The sequence below is a fragment of the Paraburkholderia lebeckiae genome (genome assembly GCF_014201005.1).
GTDB classification, from domain to species: Bacteria; Pseudomonadota; Gammaproteobacteria; order Burkholderiales; family Burkholderiaceae; genus Paraburkholderia; species Paraburkholderia tuberum.
The window spans coordinates 66,658-81,986 of sequence record NZ_JACHDK010000009.1 but is presented as its reverse complement, the minus strand read 5'-3'; the positions used below and the strand labels follow the sequence as shown (position 1 = coordinate 81,986).

Below are 15,329 nucleotides of genomic sequence, written 5' to 3'. Positions count from 1 at the left end.
GACGCGCGGCGGGCAGCAGTGTCAGCCGGCGATGCTGTCGTAGCCGTAATAGCCGCCCTGATACCCTGAGCCGAGGAACGCCGCTTCCTGCGGCACGTCGGTGAGCAGCACGCCGCGCAGACCGACGCCACCGTTACGCAGTCGTTTGGTGGTTTCGACGATCTCATGCAGCGGTTGACGCCCATGCCGCACGACGAGCAGCGTCGTCGCCGCGTATTTGCCGATCAGCGTCGAGTCGGTCACGGCGAGCACCGGCGGCGTGTCGATGATCACGACGTCGTATTGCGGCTTCAGCACCTCGAGCATCGCTTCGAAGCGTTTGCTCATCAGCAGCTCGGCCGGGTGCGAGGGCAGCGTGCCTTTCGCGAGCACGTCGAGGTTGGGCAGCACGTCGCGCTGGATCATCGCGTCGAGATCGCCGCCGCACAGCACGTCGGATAGTCCCGGCCGATGGCTGATGCCGAAATGCGAATGCACGTCGCCGCGTCGCATGTCGGCGTCGATGATCAGCACGCGCTTGTTCGCCGACGCGACCAGCGTCGCCAGATTCACCGACAGGAACGACTTGCCCGCATCGGGCCGCGAGCCGGTGATCATCACGACGTTGTTGGCCGCATGATCGAGCGACAGCTGCAGCGAGGTGCGCAAATTGCGTACCCCTTCCACCGCGATATCTTCCGGCGCCTGTTGCGCCAGCACATGCTGCCCGCGCTGGCGCAGCGACACCTTTTCCTGCAGGCGCAATTGCGTCTGGCTGCGCGGCACCACCGCGAATACCGGCACGCCGAGCATCCCCTCCAGTTCGTCCGGGCGCTCCACGCCGCCGCGCATCGCGCGCCGCAAGAAGACCAGCAGCAAGCCGAGCGCGAGGCCGCCGCCGAGCGAGATCAGGATCACCAGCATGCGCTTCGGCCACACCGGATCGTCGGGCGTTTCGGCGAAGTCCACCACGCGCACGCCGCCCACCTGCCCCGCCTGCGCGACCCGCAGTCGCTGCACGCTGTTGAGCAGGTTCGTGTACAGATCGGTGTTCACGTGCACGTCGCGCTGCAGACGCAGCGCGGTCTGCTCGGTGTCGGGCATCGTCGAGACGCTGTGGTTCATCGTGCTCTGCGCGCCCTGCAACGCGGCGATCTGCGCATCGAGCGCGGCGACCATCGGATGATTCGGCGTAAAACGCTGCAACAGCTCCGCGCGCTGCCGCTGCAGATCGAGCAGCTTCGTCTTGTTGTCGACGATCTGCTGCAGCCGGAGCTTGCTTTCTTCACCGAGATCGACGGTGCCATGTGTATTGCGGAACTTGCCGTAGCGCTCTTCCGCGTCGTCGAGCGCCTTGCGCGCGTCGGGCAGTTGCTGTTCGAGATACGCGAGCGTATGGTCGGATTCGGTCGAACGGCTCGCGAGATCCTGGCGCACGAACTGGCGCGCCACGTTGTTGACGATCGCCGCGGTCAGCGCCGGATCGGCGCCTTCGAGACTCACGCGGATCACGCCGGAGTCCTCCGCCGTTTCCTGCACGATCATCGTCTTCGCCAGACGCTCCACCGTGCCGAGCGTCGACGCGCGCGTCAGCTCGAAACGCGAGCCGGGCGCGCCGACCAGTGTGTCGACGTGCAGCGTGATCGGGCCGACCGCGGTATCGGTTTGCACGGTCTCGCCGACGCGTCCCGACAGGATCGCGCTGCCGTGAGGATCGCGCAGCATGAAGGTGTTGCCGGCGCCCGCGACGAGCGTGAAGGTCTCGCCATACAAGTCCTTCGACGTGTCGAAGCGCGACACCGCGATGCTCTCGTTGCCCCACGCGAACCCGCGCAGGTCGACGAACGACGGCAGCCGGAACCACCAGTGCCCATTCACGAGGCCGGCGATCTTGCTGCCGATCACCGGCAGATAACGCGGCTTCGCCGTGATGTCGAGGTGCAGCGCCCGGACCGCCTCCTCGGTGACGAGACGCGACTTCAAAAGCTCGATCTGCGCCGCGGTCGACGGCTTCGAATCGTACGCGCCGGGAAGCGGCGCCGCCGCGTCCCGGCCGTTCGCATTGAGGTTCACCGCGTTCGCCGTCCTGTCCTGGACGTGAAACAGCACGTCCGAACGATAGACCGGCGGCGTGAGGAACGCGTACGCGCAACCGATCGCGAGCGCGATCAGCGTCACGGTGAGGATCGTGCGCCAACCGCGCACGATCGTGCGCACGTAGTCCGACAGATGCAACTGCCCCGGTTCATACACGCCGGCGTAACGGTTTTCGTAATTGAATGCCATGTTTTCACCCAACAAGGCCTGGAGGTTCAGATATCGCGTCACGCAAGCGTCACTTCGACACGACGACTCCCGTCACCGCCGCGTTGATCGCAGGCAACAGCAGGTTCAACACACGGTTGAAGCGAACCAGACCGCCCTGACCGACGTACACGATGTCCTTCGGCTGCAGCTCGAACTGGTTCGCGAGCAGCATCGCCACCGGCGAGGTCGCATCGAGGTGATAGATCTGCGGCGAGTCGCTCGTCGAATTGCGGATCACGAACAGCTGCTGCCCCGAGGCCGTGTTCGAGTCGAAGCTGCCGCCGTCGGAGATCGCCTGCGACAGCGTCAGCGAGCCGTTACGCAACGGCAGCACCGTGGCCGGCTTGTTGACTTCGCCCATCACGTAGACGCCGCTGTCTTCGCGCGCGTTCACGCGCACGGTATCGCCCGGCTGCAGATAGATATCCGACGGATTGCGGCCGCGCTTGACGAGGTCGTCAATGTTCAGCCGATAGGTCGTGCCGTCGCGGATCAGATCGACCCGGCTGCGATCCGCGGTCGTGTTGAAGCCGCCGCTCAGGCCGATCGCGTTCGTCAGCGACAGCGGAATGTCGTTGATCGATTGCGTGCCCGGTGTGCGCACTTCGCCGTCGATATACACCGTCGCGTTACGGAACGACGCGACGCGCACCGTCACCTCGGGCTTCTGATAGACCTTGCTCAGCCGCGAATGCAACTCGCGCTGGATCGTCGCGACGTCCTTGCCGGCGACGTGCAGGTTGCCCGCGTACGGAAACTGGATGTCGCCGTTCTCGTCGATCAGGAAGCCCGGAATTGCATCGGAAGGGCGCGAGGTCGTCGGCGGCTGTCCCAGCGCGGCCGCGAGTTCCGGGTGATCCCACACGACGATCTGCAGCACGTCTCCGGGGCCGACCCTGTAGACGGCCGGCTTGCCGAACAGACCCGTCGTCGTCGGCGGCAACACCGAGGCAGTCTGGTCGGCATTCATCTTCTTCAGCAGTTCCAGATTGATATCGGTAATCGGAATCTGCTTCTGCTGCGAGGCTTCGGTACTGAATTCGCCACCCGTGTCCTGAACCGCGGCAGGCGTGATCATCCGTTGTCCCGGTACGATCTGACATCCGGAAAGCAATGCTGCGCTTGCGAAAACCACAAGACTTCCTGTGCGAAAACCAAGTGAGCTCATGATCTTTACTCCTTCGCCCCGAGGCGTTGTTATCGACTTTCTAGTAAGCGTTTCGATGCACCAGTCCGGCGACAATCGTCGCGCCGATGATCCGCATGTCGAGTGCGAACGACCAGTGACCCAGGTAGTACAGGTCATGTTCGACGCGACGCTCCATCTTCTCGATGCGGTCGGTTTCGCCACGGAAGCCGTTGATTTGCGCCCAGCCCGTGATTCCCGGTTTGATCCGGTAGCGATTGATATAGCCCGCGACCACCTTCTGATAGAGGTCGTCGTGCTCGAGCGCATGGGGACGCGGTCCTACGACCGACATGTCGCCACGCAACACGTTGAAAAATTGCGGCAGTTCGTCGAGGCTCGTGCGGCGCAGAAACGCGCCCACTTTCGTCACGCGCTTATCGTTGCGCGTCGCCTGGCTCAAGGTGCCCTTCGCTTCGGTATGCACGCGCATCGAGCGAAACTTGTAGATCGTAAACACACGGCCGTCCGCGCCCTTGCGCTTCTGTTTGAACAGCACCGGTCCGCGCGAGGACAGCTTGACCGCGATCGCGATGCCAAGCAGCAGCGGCGCGAGGGCAACGATCGCGGCCGCGGCGAACAGCCGGTCGAAGATTTCCTTTTTCAGCATCGCGTTGGCCGACAGCGGCGAGGCGACCAGATTGATCGCCGGCACGCCGAGCAGATCGACCACGCCACTGCCTTCGAACAGCGCATGGCTGCGCACGTCCGGCATGAAGCGGATATTCACGAGGTCGTCGCGGAACTCGTCGATCAGCGCGCAGATCAGCGGCTCCTCCGACAGCGACAGCATCAGCCATAGCTCGTGGACGTCGTTGGTGCGGATGTAGTCGGCCAGCAGATCCACGCGATCGAACACCGGCACGCTCGGTTTCGTCACGCCGGAGTCGTCCGGGCGCGTGTTGTAGACGGCGGTCGCGCGAAAGCCCGCGGTCGGCGCCGACTCGATGCGGCGCAGGAGCGCATCGCACTGCGAACCGCTGCCGACGATCGCCACCTGATGCAGGTTCATACCCGCGCCGCGCGCCCGCGCGAGCACCGCGTGCGTGATCACCCGATTCGCAATCAGCATGCCACCCGTCGTCGCGGTCCAGTACGAGAACCACAGCCGCGACACGATATCGATGCGATGCAGCGAGTACATCAGCACGAGCGCGCAGGCCTGCACGATCAGCCACGCGAGCGACACCTGACCGGCGAGCCCGAGCTTCGAGCGGCCGCGCCATGATTCGTAGACGCCGAACGCGGGGAAGATCGCGAGCGCGAACGCAGCCGAAAACATCACCAGCGCCCAGTAGAAACCCGACTGGCCGAGATAATCAAAGCGGATCCGCGACGCCACGGTCGCACCCGCCAATACCAGAGCGACATCGAAAATCCGCGCGAGCAGATCCTGAAACTTGCGCATTTCACTTACCTCGTTCTGCCGTTCCTGTACGCAAAAAGGGGCGTGCATGGGCTGCCTATGGGCAGCGGCCGTAGTTGTCGTCAAACCTCACGATGTCGTCTTCGCCGAGATAGGTACCCGACTGGATTTCGATGATTTCGAGCGGCACCCTGCCGGGGTTTTCGAGCCGGTGACGCGTGCCGAGCGGAATGTAGGTCGATTCGTTTTCGCTGAGCAGGAACTGCTCTTCGCCGCGCGTGACGAGCGCGGTGCCGCGCACGACCACCCAATGCTCAGCGCGATGATGATGGAGTTGCAGCGACAGCTTTGCGCCGGGCGTCACGACGATGCGCTTGACCTGGAAGCGCTCGCCGCGATCGATCGAGTCGTAGAAGCCCCACGGGCGCCGCACCTTGCGATGCGCGTCGGCCTCCGGCGCGTGCTGCGCCTTGATGCGCGACACGAGCCCCTTGACGTCCTGCACATGCGAGCGATCCACCACGAGCACCGCGTCGGCGGTCTCGACCACGACGACGTTCGCGGTGCCGACGCACGCGACGAGCCGCCCCTCCGAGTGCGCATAGCAGGACACCGCACCTTCGAACGTCACGCGGCCGCGCCCCGCGTTGCCGCTCGGGTCCTTCTCCATCGCGGCCCATACCGCGTCCCATGAGCCGAGGTCGGACCAGCCGGCTTCGAGCGGGATCACGACGCCGGGCGGAATGACCGCGGCTCGACTTTGAGCTTGCATGTCGGTCTGTGCCGCGCCTTGCGCTTCGACGTTGCTCGCGCTCTCGTCTTGTGCCGGCGGCGGTTCGGTCAAACGCTCCATCACCGCGTAGTCGATCGAATCGGCGGGCACGTCGAGGAACGCGTCGTGCGATGGCCGGAATACGTCGCCGTCCTGCTTGCCGCTCGCGAACGAGGTTGCGCACGGCGCATGCATGTCGGGCCGCAGCGCCGCGAGCGTGTCGAGCCACACGCGCGCACGCACGATGAAGATGCCGCTATTCCACCAGTAGGTGCCCGCCGTCAGGTATTGCCTCGCGATTTCCTCGGCGGGCTTCTCGACGAAACCGTCGATCGCGTGGCCGCCAGCGGCCAATGACGCGCCGATACGGATATAGCCGAAGCCGGTGTCGGGACGCGTCGGCGGCACACCGAGCGTCGCAATTGCGCCCTCGCTCGCGTGGTGCGCAGCGCACGCTAGCGCGCGCTGCAGGGCAGGCACGTCCGCGATCGCGTGGTCGGCCGGCATCACGATCAGGATCGCGTCGTCGCCGGCCGCGCACGCGAGCGATGCCGCGAGCGTCAGCGCGGGCGCCGTGTCGCGGCGCGCGGGCTCGACGATCAGACGCGCGTCGACGCCGTTTTCATGCAACTGTTCGGCGATCACGAAGCGATGCTCCTCGCCGCACACGACGATCGGCGAAGCGTCGACGCTCCAGCCCGCCGGGAAGCCCTCGAGCCGCCGCGCGGTCGCCTGCAGCAGCGAGTCGGAGCCGACCACGTCGATCAGTTGCTTCGGGAAGTTCTCGCGCGACACCGGCCAAAGCCGCGTGCCCGAGCCGCCCGCGAGAATGACCGGGACGATGTGCGCGCAGCGCGCGCCAGCAACCCCGGCGCTTGCGCCGTTCGGCTCGACGGATCGGGCGCTCACACCTGCCTGCGTCAACATATCGGGAATCCTTTTCGATCTGCACGGTACGACGAACGACGGACCAGTCCCCGCCTGTCACGCGCGGTTACCGGGCTGGCTCCGTCGGTGCTACTCGCCTGCCATACGGCGGCTTTGAATCCTGAACTCGGTCGGCGAAATCCTCATCCGCTTGCGAAACACTTTCGCGAGCCGGTCGCCGTTGCCCATCCCGGTGCGCCGGGCGATCTTGTCGACCGGCAATTCCGATTCGGTCAACAGGCTGCACGTCACCGCGAGGCGCTCGTGCAACAGGAAACTCGACGGCGTGATACCCATTTCCATCTTGAAGCGGCGCAGAAAGTTGCGCTCGCTCATCGCCGCGAACTGCGCGGCATCCGCAATCGAAATCGCCTGCTGGCAGTTTTCCTGCAACCAGCGCGCCGCCGCGCGAACCTTGTCGCCGGGACTCATGCCGCCGTCCTCGCCGAGCAGCGGCGCGAGGTTCGTGCACGAGTCGGACAGCAGCCGCTCGGCAGCCGAGCGCGCGGTCGCGTTGCCCAGATCGCGCTTGATCATCGCGAGCGCGCTGCGCATCGATTCCAGCCGGTCGTTAAGGTCGACGACGCCCTGCTCCGCCGAGCCCGCGCCATTTCTGGCCAAGGCCGGCTGGTGCGGGTCGCGCCCCTCCTTGTCCTCGGGCAGGGCCGCCGCGTCGAGCACCGCGCGTCCTTCGGCGATCGGCCGGATCATCGCGGTGTTGCGACGCACGCGCCGCAGCCAACCAAGCAGACGCTCATCGCGCGCCGCCGACGCCGCGCCCTTGCCGCCCGCCACATAGAGCGCGTCGAAGCCGCCGTAATGGCGCGCGTCGAGTCCGTCGGTCCATACGCGCAAACCCGACGACGAAGTCACCATGCCGCCGCCGGCGGACAAGAACGATACGTCGTACAGCCATGCGCCCGAACCGGAAGTGGCGAGTTCATTGGCAGCCTGGAACACCTCGGCGATCACGCCCGCCCCTTGCAGCGAGCAGTCGTTGAACAACAGAATCGCGACACGACGCACGCCCTTGTTCGGAGCATGCACCCAGCGCAGCATTGCAGACTCGAGACTCGCGCAGGTCATAGTCATCCTCTCGACAGAAAACGATCTACTACACCTTTTACGATCACGCACAATGCGAACTCCGCGCAGTGCATCATAGCGACGGCCTCCGGCGCTCCGCCGCCATGTCCGAAAGTGCAGACATATTGGCGCTATGACTACGTGATCGGCCAGTGCAATTCGGCACAATGCCGAAATGACCGTCTTTTCAATGGATTAATCGTCTAACCGCATATGGTTGAATATGCACTCGCAAATCTTAAGGCAATTTAGAAAATGAATGCGTACGCCAGCGCACACTGCGCGGCTACTCGAAAAACGGCGTGTCCCCGCCTTATGTACCCACCTGGTCCTATTTTTAAAGAGATTTTTTGCCGGAATTGCCTATTGATGAGTGGAACACCCTCGCCCCTACCAAGCGTGCCCGGCTGCATCGACAACTTCCCCTGTCGACCCGCGCAAGCGCCGCGCAACCGACCCTTCCGCCGTCCAATGCAGGCACTCAACGCGCCAGAACGGATTATTTAATCTATTTTTATTGATGGCGGGAATATAAACGTGGCGATTAACGTTTCAAACCTGAAACACGGATATCGGACGACATTAGCGCCCCTGCAATAGGTGGGCCAGTGACGGAATAAGTCGGGTGCGAGCGGGTGCATTTCCGCCAACCGATTGCGGAAATGGACTGCGAGGTTTCCGCAAAGGGGGTTGGGGACAGCGAACGAAGTCCGCCATCCCTATGCAACGACTGTGACACCCGTCGAGAACGCGCCGCGTAATGGCACGACGCGACGATAGTTCGGCGTCGCCTGACAGGTTTACGGCGGGCAAGCGCACATAGAAGTGGTTCTGAACGGGTTACGATGCCCCCGAGAAACGCGCTGGAACCGCACACATGAACGGCATTTCATGGATCACGCTGATACTTGCCACGATGATCGGCGGGTTCCTGTTCGCAATGATCGGCGTGGTGCTGCTCGCGCTGCTGCTCGGCAACGTATCGGACCGGCTGTCGAGCAACGACGAGACTCGCCAGGACTCCTAGATGGGCCTGTTCACGCAAATCACGGGCTTGCGAACGTGCCTTTCCGCGCGTAGTGCAAGGAGAGAGGAGCGCCGTTTGGCCGAGCCGAACAAGCGACGACCGACGCCGCAATACGGGCGGAAAGGCACGTTCCCCTGTTTTAAAAAAACCTTCAAGGGGCTGGCCCGTTATTAGCGTGAACAGGCCCTAGCTACTTCGAAAGATCCTCGAGCGCGACATCGCTCGTCTTCGGTCCCAGCGTACCGATCGCGACCATGACGATCGCCATTGCCCCCGAGATGAACACGAACACGCCGTTCACGCCGAAGCGACCGAGGAAGGCGGCTATCACGAACGCCGAGAACATCGCCGAAATCCGGCTCCACGAGTAAACGAAGCCGACCGCGCGCGCGCGGATGCTGGTCGGAAACAGTTCGGCCTGGTACGCGTGATAGCTGTATGAAATGATGTTGCCCGCGAGCACGAGGCACACGCCGAGACTCACGAGCAGCACCGTCTCGCGCGCCTGGCTGAACGCGAGTCCGCACACGACGTTGACCGCCGCCATGCAGACGATGACGGTCTTGCGCTCGAAGCGATCGGCGATCAATAGCCCCAGCAACGGCCCGAGCGGCGCCGCGATCGCGATGATGCTCGCGTACATCAGACTCGTCGTCACCGTGATGCCTTGCCTGATCAGCAGCGTCGGAATCCAGTTCGCGAAGCCGTAGTAGCCCATCGTCTGGAACACGTGAAAGATGATCAGCATCAGCGTGCGCCTGCGATACGGCGGCACCAGCAGATCGCGAAACGCGGCCTGCGCGCGCACCGGTTCGGGCAGCGCGGGCTCGGGCAACGGCAGGCCGCATTGGCGCTGATACTCGCGTGCGACGCGTGCTTCGAGACGCGTCATCACCGCGTCGGCTTCGTCGAGGCGGCCTTTTTGCGCGAGCCAGCGCGGGCTCTCCGGCAAGCCGCGGCGAATCCGCCACACCACGATCGCGCCGAGCGCGCCGATCAGCACGACCACACGCCAGCCGTCGAGGCCGAACACGTGTTGCGGCACCAGCAGATACGACAGAAACGCGACGATCGGCACCGCGCAGAAGCCGACCGCCTGCGAGCACGCCGAAGCGCGCCCGCGAATGTGCTTCGGCACGAGTTCGGAAATATACGTGCCGATCGTGACGATCTCGACGCCGATGCCGATTCCCGCGATAAAGCGCCAGCAGTTCAATCCGAGCGCCGTGTGCTGAAACGCCATCACGACGTTGGCCGCCGTGTACCACAGCAGCGACCAGGTGAAGATCGCGCGCCGGCCGAAGCGGTCGGCGAGAAAGCCGCAGGCCGCCGTGCCGATGAACAAGCCCGCGAACAGCGCGGCGATGAAACTCGCGACGCCGCTCGTGCCGAACAGGCCGCGCGTCGTGGCCGTCAGCAGGCCGCTGTGCACGAGTCCCGGCGCGATATAGCCGGAGTACATCAGGTCGTAGAGTTCGAAGAACATGCCGAAGCTCAGCAGCATCACGAGCTGCCAGATTGTGCGGGTCGCGGGTAGCCGGTCGAGCCGCGCGGAAATGCGCGCGCCGTCGAGCGCGATCGCGCCGGCGCGGTCCGAGCCTGCTGCATCCGCGCCCGCGTCCGTGGGTGAGCCGTCGAGCGCGCCGGCATCGCCGAGCGCCGTTGCGTACATCGCCTGATTCGACGATTTCATCGTCTATCTCCAGAATTATTGGTCTATTGCCTGCTGCACCGGGTCAAGCGCGGCACGACGCTCACGCAGCCGCGCGCGGCGCCCGTGATTCCACGCCACCGCCGAGCTCCGCGATCCGCGCGTCGTCGAACCCGAGTTCGCGCAGCACCTCGACGGTGTGCTCGCCGATCTTCGCTATCGGCCGACGCGGCCCGAGACGCGCACCGTCGAGCGAAATCGGCAGCAACGGCATCGCGGTTTCGCTGCCGTCGTCGAGCGTCAGCGGCACCAGGCCGCCGCTCGCGTTCAGGTGCGGATCGTCGAACAACTCCTCGGGCTTCGTGATCGACGCGAACGGAATGTGATTGCGCTCGAACAGCGGCACGAGCGTCGCGCCGTCGAAACGGCTCAGGCTTTCGCCGAGCGTCTGCAGCAGCCAGCCGCGCGCGAGCACGCGGTCGTTGTTGGTCGCAAGGCGCGCATCGGCGAGCAGATCGTCGCGTTCGAGAATCGCGCACAGCGCGCGCCACTGCGCGTCGCCGGTCGCGGCGATGAACATCTGCTCGCCGTGCGCGAGCGTAAACACGTCGTAGACGGCCCAGGCGCTGATGCGCTCGGGCATCGGCGCGGCGGCCACGCCGGTCGCCGCGAACTGCTGCATGTGCTGCGCCGAGAGCAGCACGCAGTTCTCGAACAGCGCGCTCTGCACCTCCTTGCCGCGGCCGCTCGCGTGCCGCTCGTGCAGCGCCGCCAGCACGCCGATTGCGCCGAACATGCCGCCCATGATGTCGTTGACCGAGCTGCCCGCGCGTAGCGGACGGCCCACCGGACCGGTCATGTACGCGAGGCCCGCCATCATCTGCACGACTTCGTCGAGCGCCAGACGATGTTCGTACGGACCATTGAGAAAGCCCTTGTGGGACACGTAAATCAGCCGCGGATTGCGCTCGCGCAACGTCGCGTAATCGAGGCCGAGACTCGCCATGCGGCCGGGCTTGAAGTTCTCGACGAAGACATCGGCGCTATCGACGAGTTGCTTCAGCGCGGCGAGACCGGCTTCACTGTCGAGATCGAGCGCGACGCTCTTCTTGTTGCGATTGAAGGTGCGGAAAAAGCCCGCACCGGTGCCGAGCAGCCGGCGCGTGCTGTCGCCGCGCGGCGGCTCGACCTTGATCACTTCGGCGCCGAGGTCGCCGAGAATCATGCCGCAGGTCGGACCCATCACCATATGCGACAACTCGATCACGCGGATGCCAGCGAGCGGCAAGGTACCCGGCTGCGGCGTGGACATCGATGACGAAGCTGAAGTAGCGGAGGAAAGCGGAGTCATTGCGGCACCTGCGGAACGGAAGAATGGAGACAACGCAAAGATTCGGCGTAGCTGGCGGAGTCGTGCGCGAACTGTTTCGGCAATCCCGCTCGCGCGAGATAGCCGTACAGCGGCTCGCCCGGCAGCGCTTGCGCCAGCACCGCGCGCGATGCGAGTAGCCGCGCGATGTCGATACCGGTGTCGTAGCCCATGCTGTGGAGCATGAACACGAGGTCTTCGGTATTGACGTTGCCGGTTGCGCCCGGCGCATGCGGACAGCCGCCGAGACCAGCCAGCGACGCATCGAACTCGCGGATCCCGTGCTGCAGCGCGACCAGCGTGTTGGCGAGCGCGAGGCCGCGCGTGTCGTGGAAATGCAGCGAGCGCAGCCTGTCGCCCGCGACGTCGCGCACCAGCTCGATGACCTCGCCGACCTGACGCGGCGTCGCTTCGCCGGTCGTATCGCCGAGCGCGATTACGTCAGCGCCGGCCTGCACCGCGGCGCGCGCGATCGCCGCGATATCCGCGTACGGCACGGCGCCCTGCAGCGTGCAGCCGAACACCGTCGACAAACCGGCGATCAACTCGACTCGGCGCCCACCTGCCGGGGACGCGTCATCGATCAGCTCGCGCATCGCGGCGAACGCGTCGATCATCTCGGCGGGTGTCTTGCGCACGTTCGCGGCGCTATGCGCGGCGCTCACCGAAATCGGCGCGACGATGCGCTCTACGCCAGCCTCGAGCGCGTGCCGCGCGCCCTTCAGGTTCGGCACGAGCGCGCTCACGCTGAGATCGTCGTAGCTACGGGCGTGGGCAACCACGTCGGCGGCGTCCGCCATTTGCGGCAGCAGCTTCGCCGGCACGAACGAGGCGACTTCCATGTGGCGTACGCCGGCCGCGTAGGCGGCGTCGATCCAGCGCCGCTTGTCGTCGGTGGACATGATGCGGGCAATGCTTTGCAGACCGTCGCGCAGACCGACTTCGGTCACGACGACGCGCTCGCGGGTTTCATTCATTGGCTGGAATCCTGGTCGTGGACGCGCGCATCAGAAGCCCGTGGAATGGAAGTGATGCGCTAACTGGGTCACAGCGTGCCCGCGTGACGACGCGCGGCAAAGTCTGCTTTGACGAAGCACACCATCGCCGCTCGCGATGGCCGCTCAGGCCGATGGGGCGGGCTTTGACGCTCGCCTGGGTGAAATGCTTAGGGGTTTGTCTGGGGAGGTGGCGAAGGCGCGGGTGACGAGGTGCGTCGCCCGTCTTACATCGCGCCCAGCAGATGCTCGAGCAAACGCGCGGCCGCCAGAGTCAACGCCGCGCGATCGCGCATGCAGATGACGAAGCGCCGCTCGGCCCAAGCCTCGCGCAACGGCACGGCGACGATGCGGTACTCGTCGGCCGCATGGCGCGGCAGCGCCTCGCGCGGCAGGATCGCGACCGCGAGACCCGCCTGGATGAAGCGATAGGCGGCATCGAACGTCGATACAAAGGTGCGGTAATTCAACTCGCTGCCCTTCTCCAGCGCGATGCGCTGCATCAGCGCATTGACCGACGCGTTCGATGCGAGCCCCAGATGATCGAACCCGAGCGTCTGCTCGAAGCCGATCTGCGTCTCACCCGCGAGCGGGTGCGTGCGCGGCACGATCAGCGCGAGATGGTCGGCGCGATACGGCAACGTGTCGAGACTGCCGAGCGGCACGGTGTCGCGGCAGATGCCCAGATCGGCCACACCCTCTTCGAGCCCGCGCACGATGTCCGCGCTGACGCGCTCCTCGACGTCGACGCGAATCGCCGGATTCGCCTGAAGAAACGCCGACAACGCCTCGGGCAAAAACTCCACCATCGACGACACGTTGGCGAGCACGCGCACATGCCCACGCGCGCCGGCCGCGTATTCGCTGAGCTCGGCCTGCAGGCGTTCGTGGCCGCGCATGATGAGCCGCGCGTGGCGCAACAGCGCTTCGCCGGCGGCGGTCGCGCGCACGCCGCGCTGGCTGCGCGACAGCAACGCGACATCGACGAGCGCTTCGAGATCGGCGAGCCGCTTGCTGACCGCCGACGGCGCGATGAACTCACGCTCGGCCGCGCGCGCGATCGTGCCTTCCTCGCACACGGCGATGAACAAGCGCAGCGTCACCTGATCGATTTGCCACATCGGCGAAGCGGATTCGTGGGTTGGGGGTGGGGGAAATTATGGTTGATCGTTGAAAACTGTGGAGGGATTTCTGGCGCTTGCGGAACGGCTCGAACGTGTCGAATGGCGCCAGGCTTCGGTCTTCATCGCACATTTGTCGCCGCCGTGCGCCGCCACGCATCGACAAAGCGCATCTGCGGGCGCTCACGCTTCCGGCTGATCCTCCACGGCTCGAACTGCTTCACGTGCCAGCGCCACACTGCGGCTTCGCAGATTTTCAGCAATGCGTGTGATCGCCAAGGCGTGCCACTAGATGATGCCGAAGCGACGCAGAAACAAGCACACTTGACGCTCGAATGGAAAGCACCGCAAAGCGGGGCGACGTATTTGAGGCGAGGGTGCCTTCGTTAGTCTTCCGCGCTCCTCAGATCGCTTATCCGCTCTTTCGTTATGCGCGCCATGCAATCCCAAAACGTCATATAACGCATCGACGCTTCGCCTAATGAATAGGTCTCAGCGTAACACTGGTTGTCGCGATACTCGACCCATACCCTTTGTCCTTTCTCAAAATAAGGCAATGCAACAGGATTGTTATCGGCTTTCAAATCAACATCGTCTTTCCTCAACTCAGCTTCCAACGGTTTAATCGTAGAATTCAATTGCGCGGAAATTTGTTCGAAATTCCTTTGGCTGCATGCAGCGATATCGGCAGTTGACGCGCGCTCGCCGGTCTTGCAAAGGCGGTCAATTTCTTCGCGCGATTTCCCAGCAAAATAAACCGATGATGGCGTTGCTTTTTTGTAGTCAAACCGCATCGAGTAAATTGTTTCGCCCAGCACAATTGAGTCAAGAAAAGGCAATGTCGAAAACAGGATAAGCGGCACAGCTATTATTCTAATGGGATGCATCATATACACGTTCAGAGAATACTCTAGCCTCCGTTTCCCGGCGTTGGCGCAAGATCGAGGAACAGCGAAATCCTTTTATGTAATTCGGAATATTTCGGTAGCCCCCCTGATTTACGCGATGCATCAATTCTTCCGCAGCATGGCCTGCTCCAGCATTAAAAGAAATGCTCACCAATGCATCATACTCGTATTGAAACAACGGTACATGCACTTTTGCATTTATGGCCCGTTCTGTTCGCCTCAGATCTTTCTTCAAAACTCTCTGGCGCGTTGAACTGATACTGTCTGCCCGAGGTGCAGATTGATAGGCAACTTGTCACCGTAACTGTTGTCTGGAATATTCCACGACAACAGGTTCGCTGCAATCCGAACTTCAACGCATGAGTTCGGGTTCATGTTTGTACACGCGGTGTCGTGAACTGTTAGCCAGTCCGGGATGTAATCGTTCTTGTGGCTCTTCACAAAAGGCCATACATACTGGGCCGAAATCAGCTCTGCATGGTAGCCCATCGCATTGAGTTTGGGTGCGAGCCAATGCGCGCCGCCACATGCCTCCATCCGCTGGACGAGCAACTTCCCGGCTTCGACGGCAGTTGTCCTCGAGGCTTGAACTTACGACCCGTCTGTATGACGTTTTTGAATAATCCTAAATAAAA

At 63.7% G+C, this 15,329-nt stretch carries 12 protein-coding genes and 1 pseudogene; 1 reads left to right on the top strand and 12 read right to left on the bottom strand.

What is annotated here, in order from left to right:
* Positions 1–21: 21 nt before the first annotated feature.
* The 5 genes from HDG39_RS18900 to HDG39_RS18880 all read right to left on the bottom strand — a co-directional run bounded on the left by HDG39_RS18900 (position 22) and on the right by HDG39_RS18880 (position 7,623).
* Positions 22–2,265, bottom strand: coding sequence for a polysaccharide biosynthesis tyrosine autokinase (locus HDG39_RS18900; RefSeq protein WP_184007616.1), 2,244 nt, complete (start codon positions 2,263–2,265; stop codon positions 22–24).
* A gap of 49 nt (positions 2,266–2,314) precedes the next feature.
* Positions 2,315–3,454: a polysaccharide biosynthesis/export family protein gene (locus tag HDG39_RS18895; protein WP_184007614.1), complete on the bottom strand. Its 1,140-nt coding sequence runs from the start codon at positions 3,452–3,454 to the stop codon at positions 2,315–2,317.
* Positions 3,455–3,494: 40 nt separating this feature from the next.
* Entirely contained in the window at positions 3,495–4,880 is a 1,386-nt protein-coding gene (locus HDG39_RS18890) for an undecaprenyl-phosphate glucose phosphotransferase (RefSeq protein ID WP_184007612.1), read from the bottom strand.
* Positions 4,881–4,935: 55 nt separating this feature from the next.
* The gene (locus HDG39_RS18885) at positions 4,936–6,537 is read right to left on the bottom strand and encodes a sugar phosphate nucleotidyltransferase (RefSeq protein WP_184007610.1); all 1,602 of its coding nucleotides are present in this window, start codon (positions 6,535–6,537) and stop codon (positions 4,936–4,938) included.
* Positions 6,538–6,627: 90 nt separating this feature from the next.
* Complete coding sequence (locus tag HDG39_RS18880) at positions 6,628–7,623, bottom strand: helix-turn-helix domain-containing protein (protein WP_184007942.1); 996 nt, start codon at positions 7,621–7,623, stop codon at positions 6,628–6,630.
* Positions 7,624–8,500: 877 nt separating this feature from the next.
* On the opposite strand from HDG39_RS18880, the gene HDG39_RS18875 reads away from it, so the two are divergent.
* Positions 8,501–8,650, top strand: coding sequence for a hypothetical protein (locus tag HDG39_RS18875; RefSeq protein WP_176109418.1), 150 nt, complete (start codon positions 8,501–8,503; stop codon positions 8,648–8,650).
* Positions 8,651–8,840: 190 nt separating this feature from the next.
* Here HDG39_RS18875 and HDG39_RS18870 read toward each other — a convergent pair whose 3' ends face one another.
* The 7 genes and pseudogenes from HDG39_RS18870 to HDG39_RS35135 all read right to left on the bottom strand — a co-directional run.
* The gene (locus HDG39_RS18870; protein ID WP_184007609.1) at positions 8,841–10,343 is read right to left on the bottom strand and encodes an MFS transporter; all 1,503 of its coding nucleotides are present in this window, start codon (positions 10,341–10,343) and stop codon (positions 8,841–8,843) included.
* Positions 10,344–10,404: 61 nt separating this feature from the next.
* The gene (locus HDG39_RS18865; protein WP_409259189.1) at positions 10,405–11,652 is read right to left on the bottom strand and encodes a CaiB/BaiF CoA transferase family protein; all 1,248 of its coding nucleotides are present in this window, start codon (positions 11,650–11,652) and stop codon (positions 10,405–10,407) included.
* Positions 11,649–12,647: a hydroxymethylglutaryl-CoA lyase gene (locus HDG39_RS18860; protein WP_184007603.1), complete on the bottom strand. Its 999-nt coding sequence runs from the start codon at positions 12,645–12,647 to the stop codon at positions 11,649–11,651. Before HDG39_RS18860 ends, HDG39_RS18865 begins: the two co-directional genes overlap by 4 nt.
* A gap of 245 nt (positions 12,648–12,892) precedes the next feature.
* Complete coding sequence (locus HDG39_RS18855; protein ID WP_184007601.1) at positions 12,893–13,786, bottom strand: LysR family transcriptional regulator; 894 nt, start codon at positions 13,784–13,786, stop codon at positions 12,893–12,895.
* A gap of 386 nt (positions 13,787–14,172) precedes the next feature.
* Positions 14,173–14,676, bottom strand: a complete 504-nt coding sequence (locus tag HDG39_RS18850) for a lysozyme inhibitor LprI family protein (RefSeq protein ID WP_184007599.1) — start codon at positions 14,674–14,676, stop codon at positions 14,173–14,175.
* A complete protein-coding gene (locus HDG39_RS35855; protein WP_184007597.1) occupies positions 14,660–14,929 on the bottom strand; it encodes a glycoside hydrolase family protein in 270 nt (89 codons plus the stop codon). The genes HDG39_RS18850 and HDG39_RS35855 overlap by 17 nt, the downstream gene beginning before the upstream one ends.
* A 179-nt stretch (positions 14,930–15,108) precedes the next feature.
* Positions 15,109–15,231: pseudogene (locus HDG39_RS35135) on the bottom strand (IS110 family transposase); the annotation flags it as partial.
* Between the last annotated feature and the right edge of the window lie 98 nt (positions 15,232–15,329).

Excerpts from the sequence above, each read along its gene's own strand:
- HDG39_RS18885 (WP_184007610.1), bottom strand. The coding sequence starts at position 6,537 with ATGTTGACGCAGGCAGGTGTGAGCGCCCGATCCGTCGAGCCGAACGGC.
- HDG39_RS18850 (WP_184007599.1), bottom strand. The coding sequence starts at position 14,676 with ATGATGCATCCCATTAGAATAATAGCTGTGCCGCTTATCCTGTTTTCG.
- HDG39_RS18860 (WP_184007603.1), bottom strand. The coding sequence starts at position 12,647 with ATGAATGAAACCCGCGAGCGCGTCGTCGTGACCGAAGTCGGTCTGCGC.
- HDG39_RS18875 (WP_176109418.1), top strand. The coding sequence starts at position 8,501 with ATGAACGGCATTTCATGGATCACGCTGATACTTGCCACGATGATCGGC.
- HDG39_RS18890 (WP_184007612.1), bottom strand. The coding sequence starts at position 4,880 with ATGCGCAAGTTTCAGGATCTGCTCGCGCGGATTTTCGATGTCGCTCTG.
- HDG39_RS18865 (WP_409259189.1), bottom strand. The coding sequence starts at position 11,652 with ATGACTCCGCTTTCCTCCGCTACTTCAGCTTCGTCATCGATGTCCACG.
- HDG39_RS18880 (WP_184007942.1), bottom strand. The coding sequence starts at position 7,623 with ATGACCTGCGCGAGTCTCGAGTCTGCAATGCTGCGCTGGGTGCATGCT.
- HDG39_RS18870 (WP_184007609.1), bottom strand. The coding sequence starts at position 10,343 with ATGAAATCGTCGAATCAGGCGATGTACGCAACGGCGCTCGGCGATGCC.
- HDG39_RS18895 (WP_184007614.1), bottom strand. The coding sequence starts at position 3,454 with ATGAGCTCACTTGGTTTTCGCACAGGAAGTCTTGTGGTTTTCGCAAGC.
- HDG39_RS18900 (WP_184007616.1), bottom strand. The coding sequence starts at position 2,265 with ATGGCATTCAATTACGAAAACCGTTACGCCGGCGTGTATGAACCGGGG.
- HDG39_RS18855 (WP_184007601.1), bottom strand. The coding sequence starts at position 13,786 with ATGTGGCAAATCGATCAGGTGACGCTGCGCTTGTTCATCGCCGTGTGC.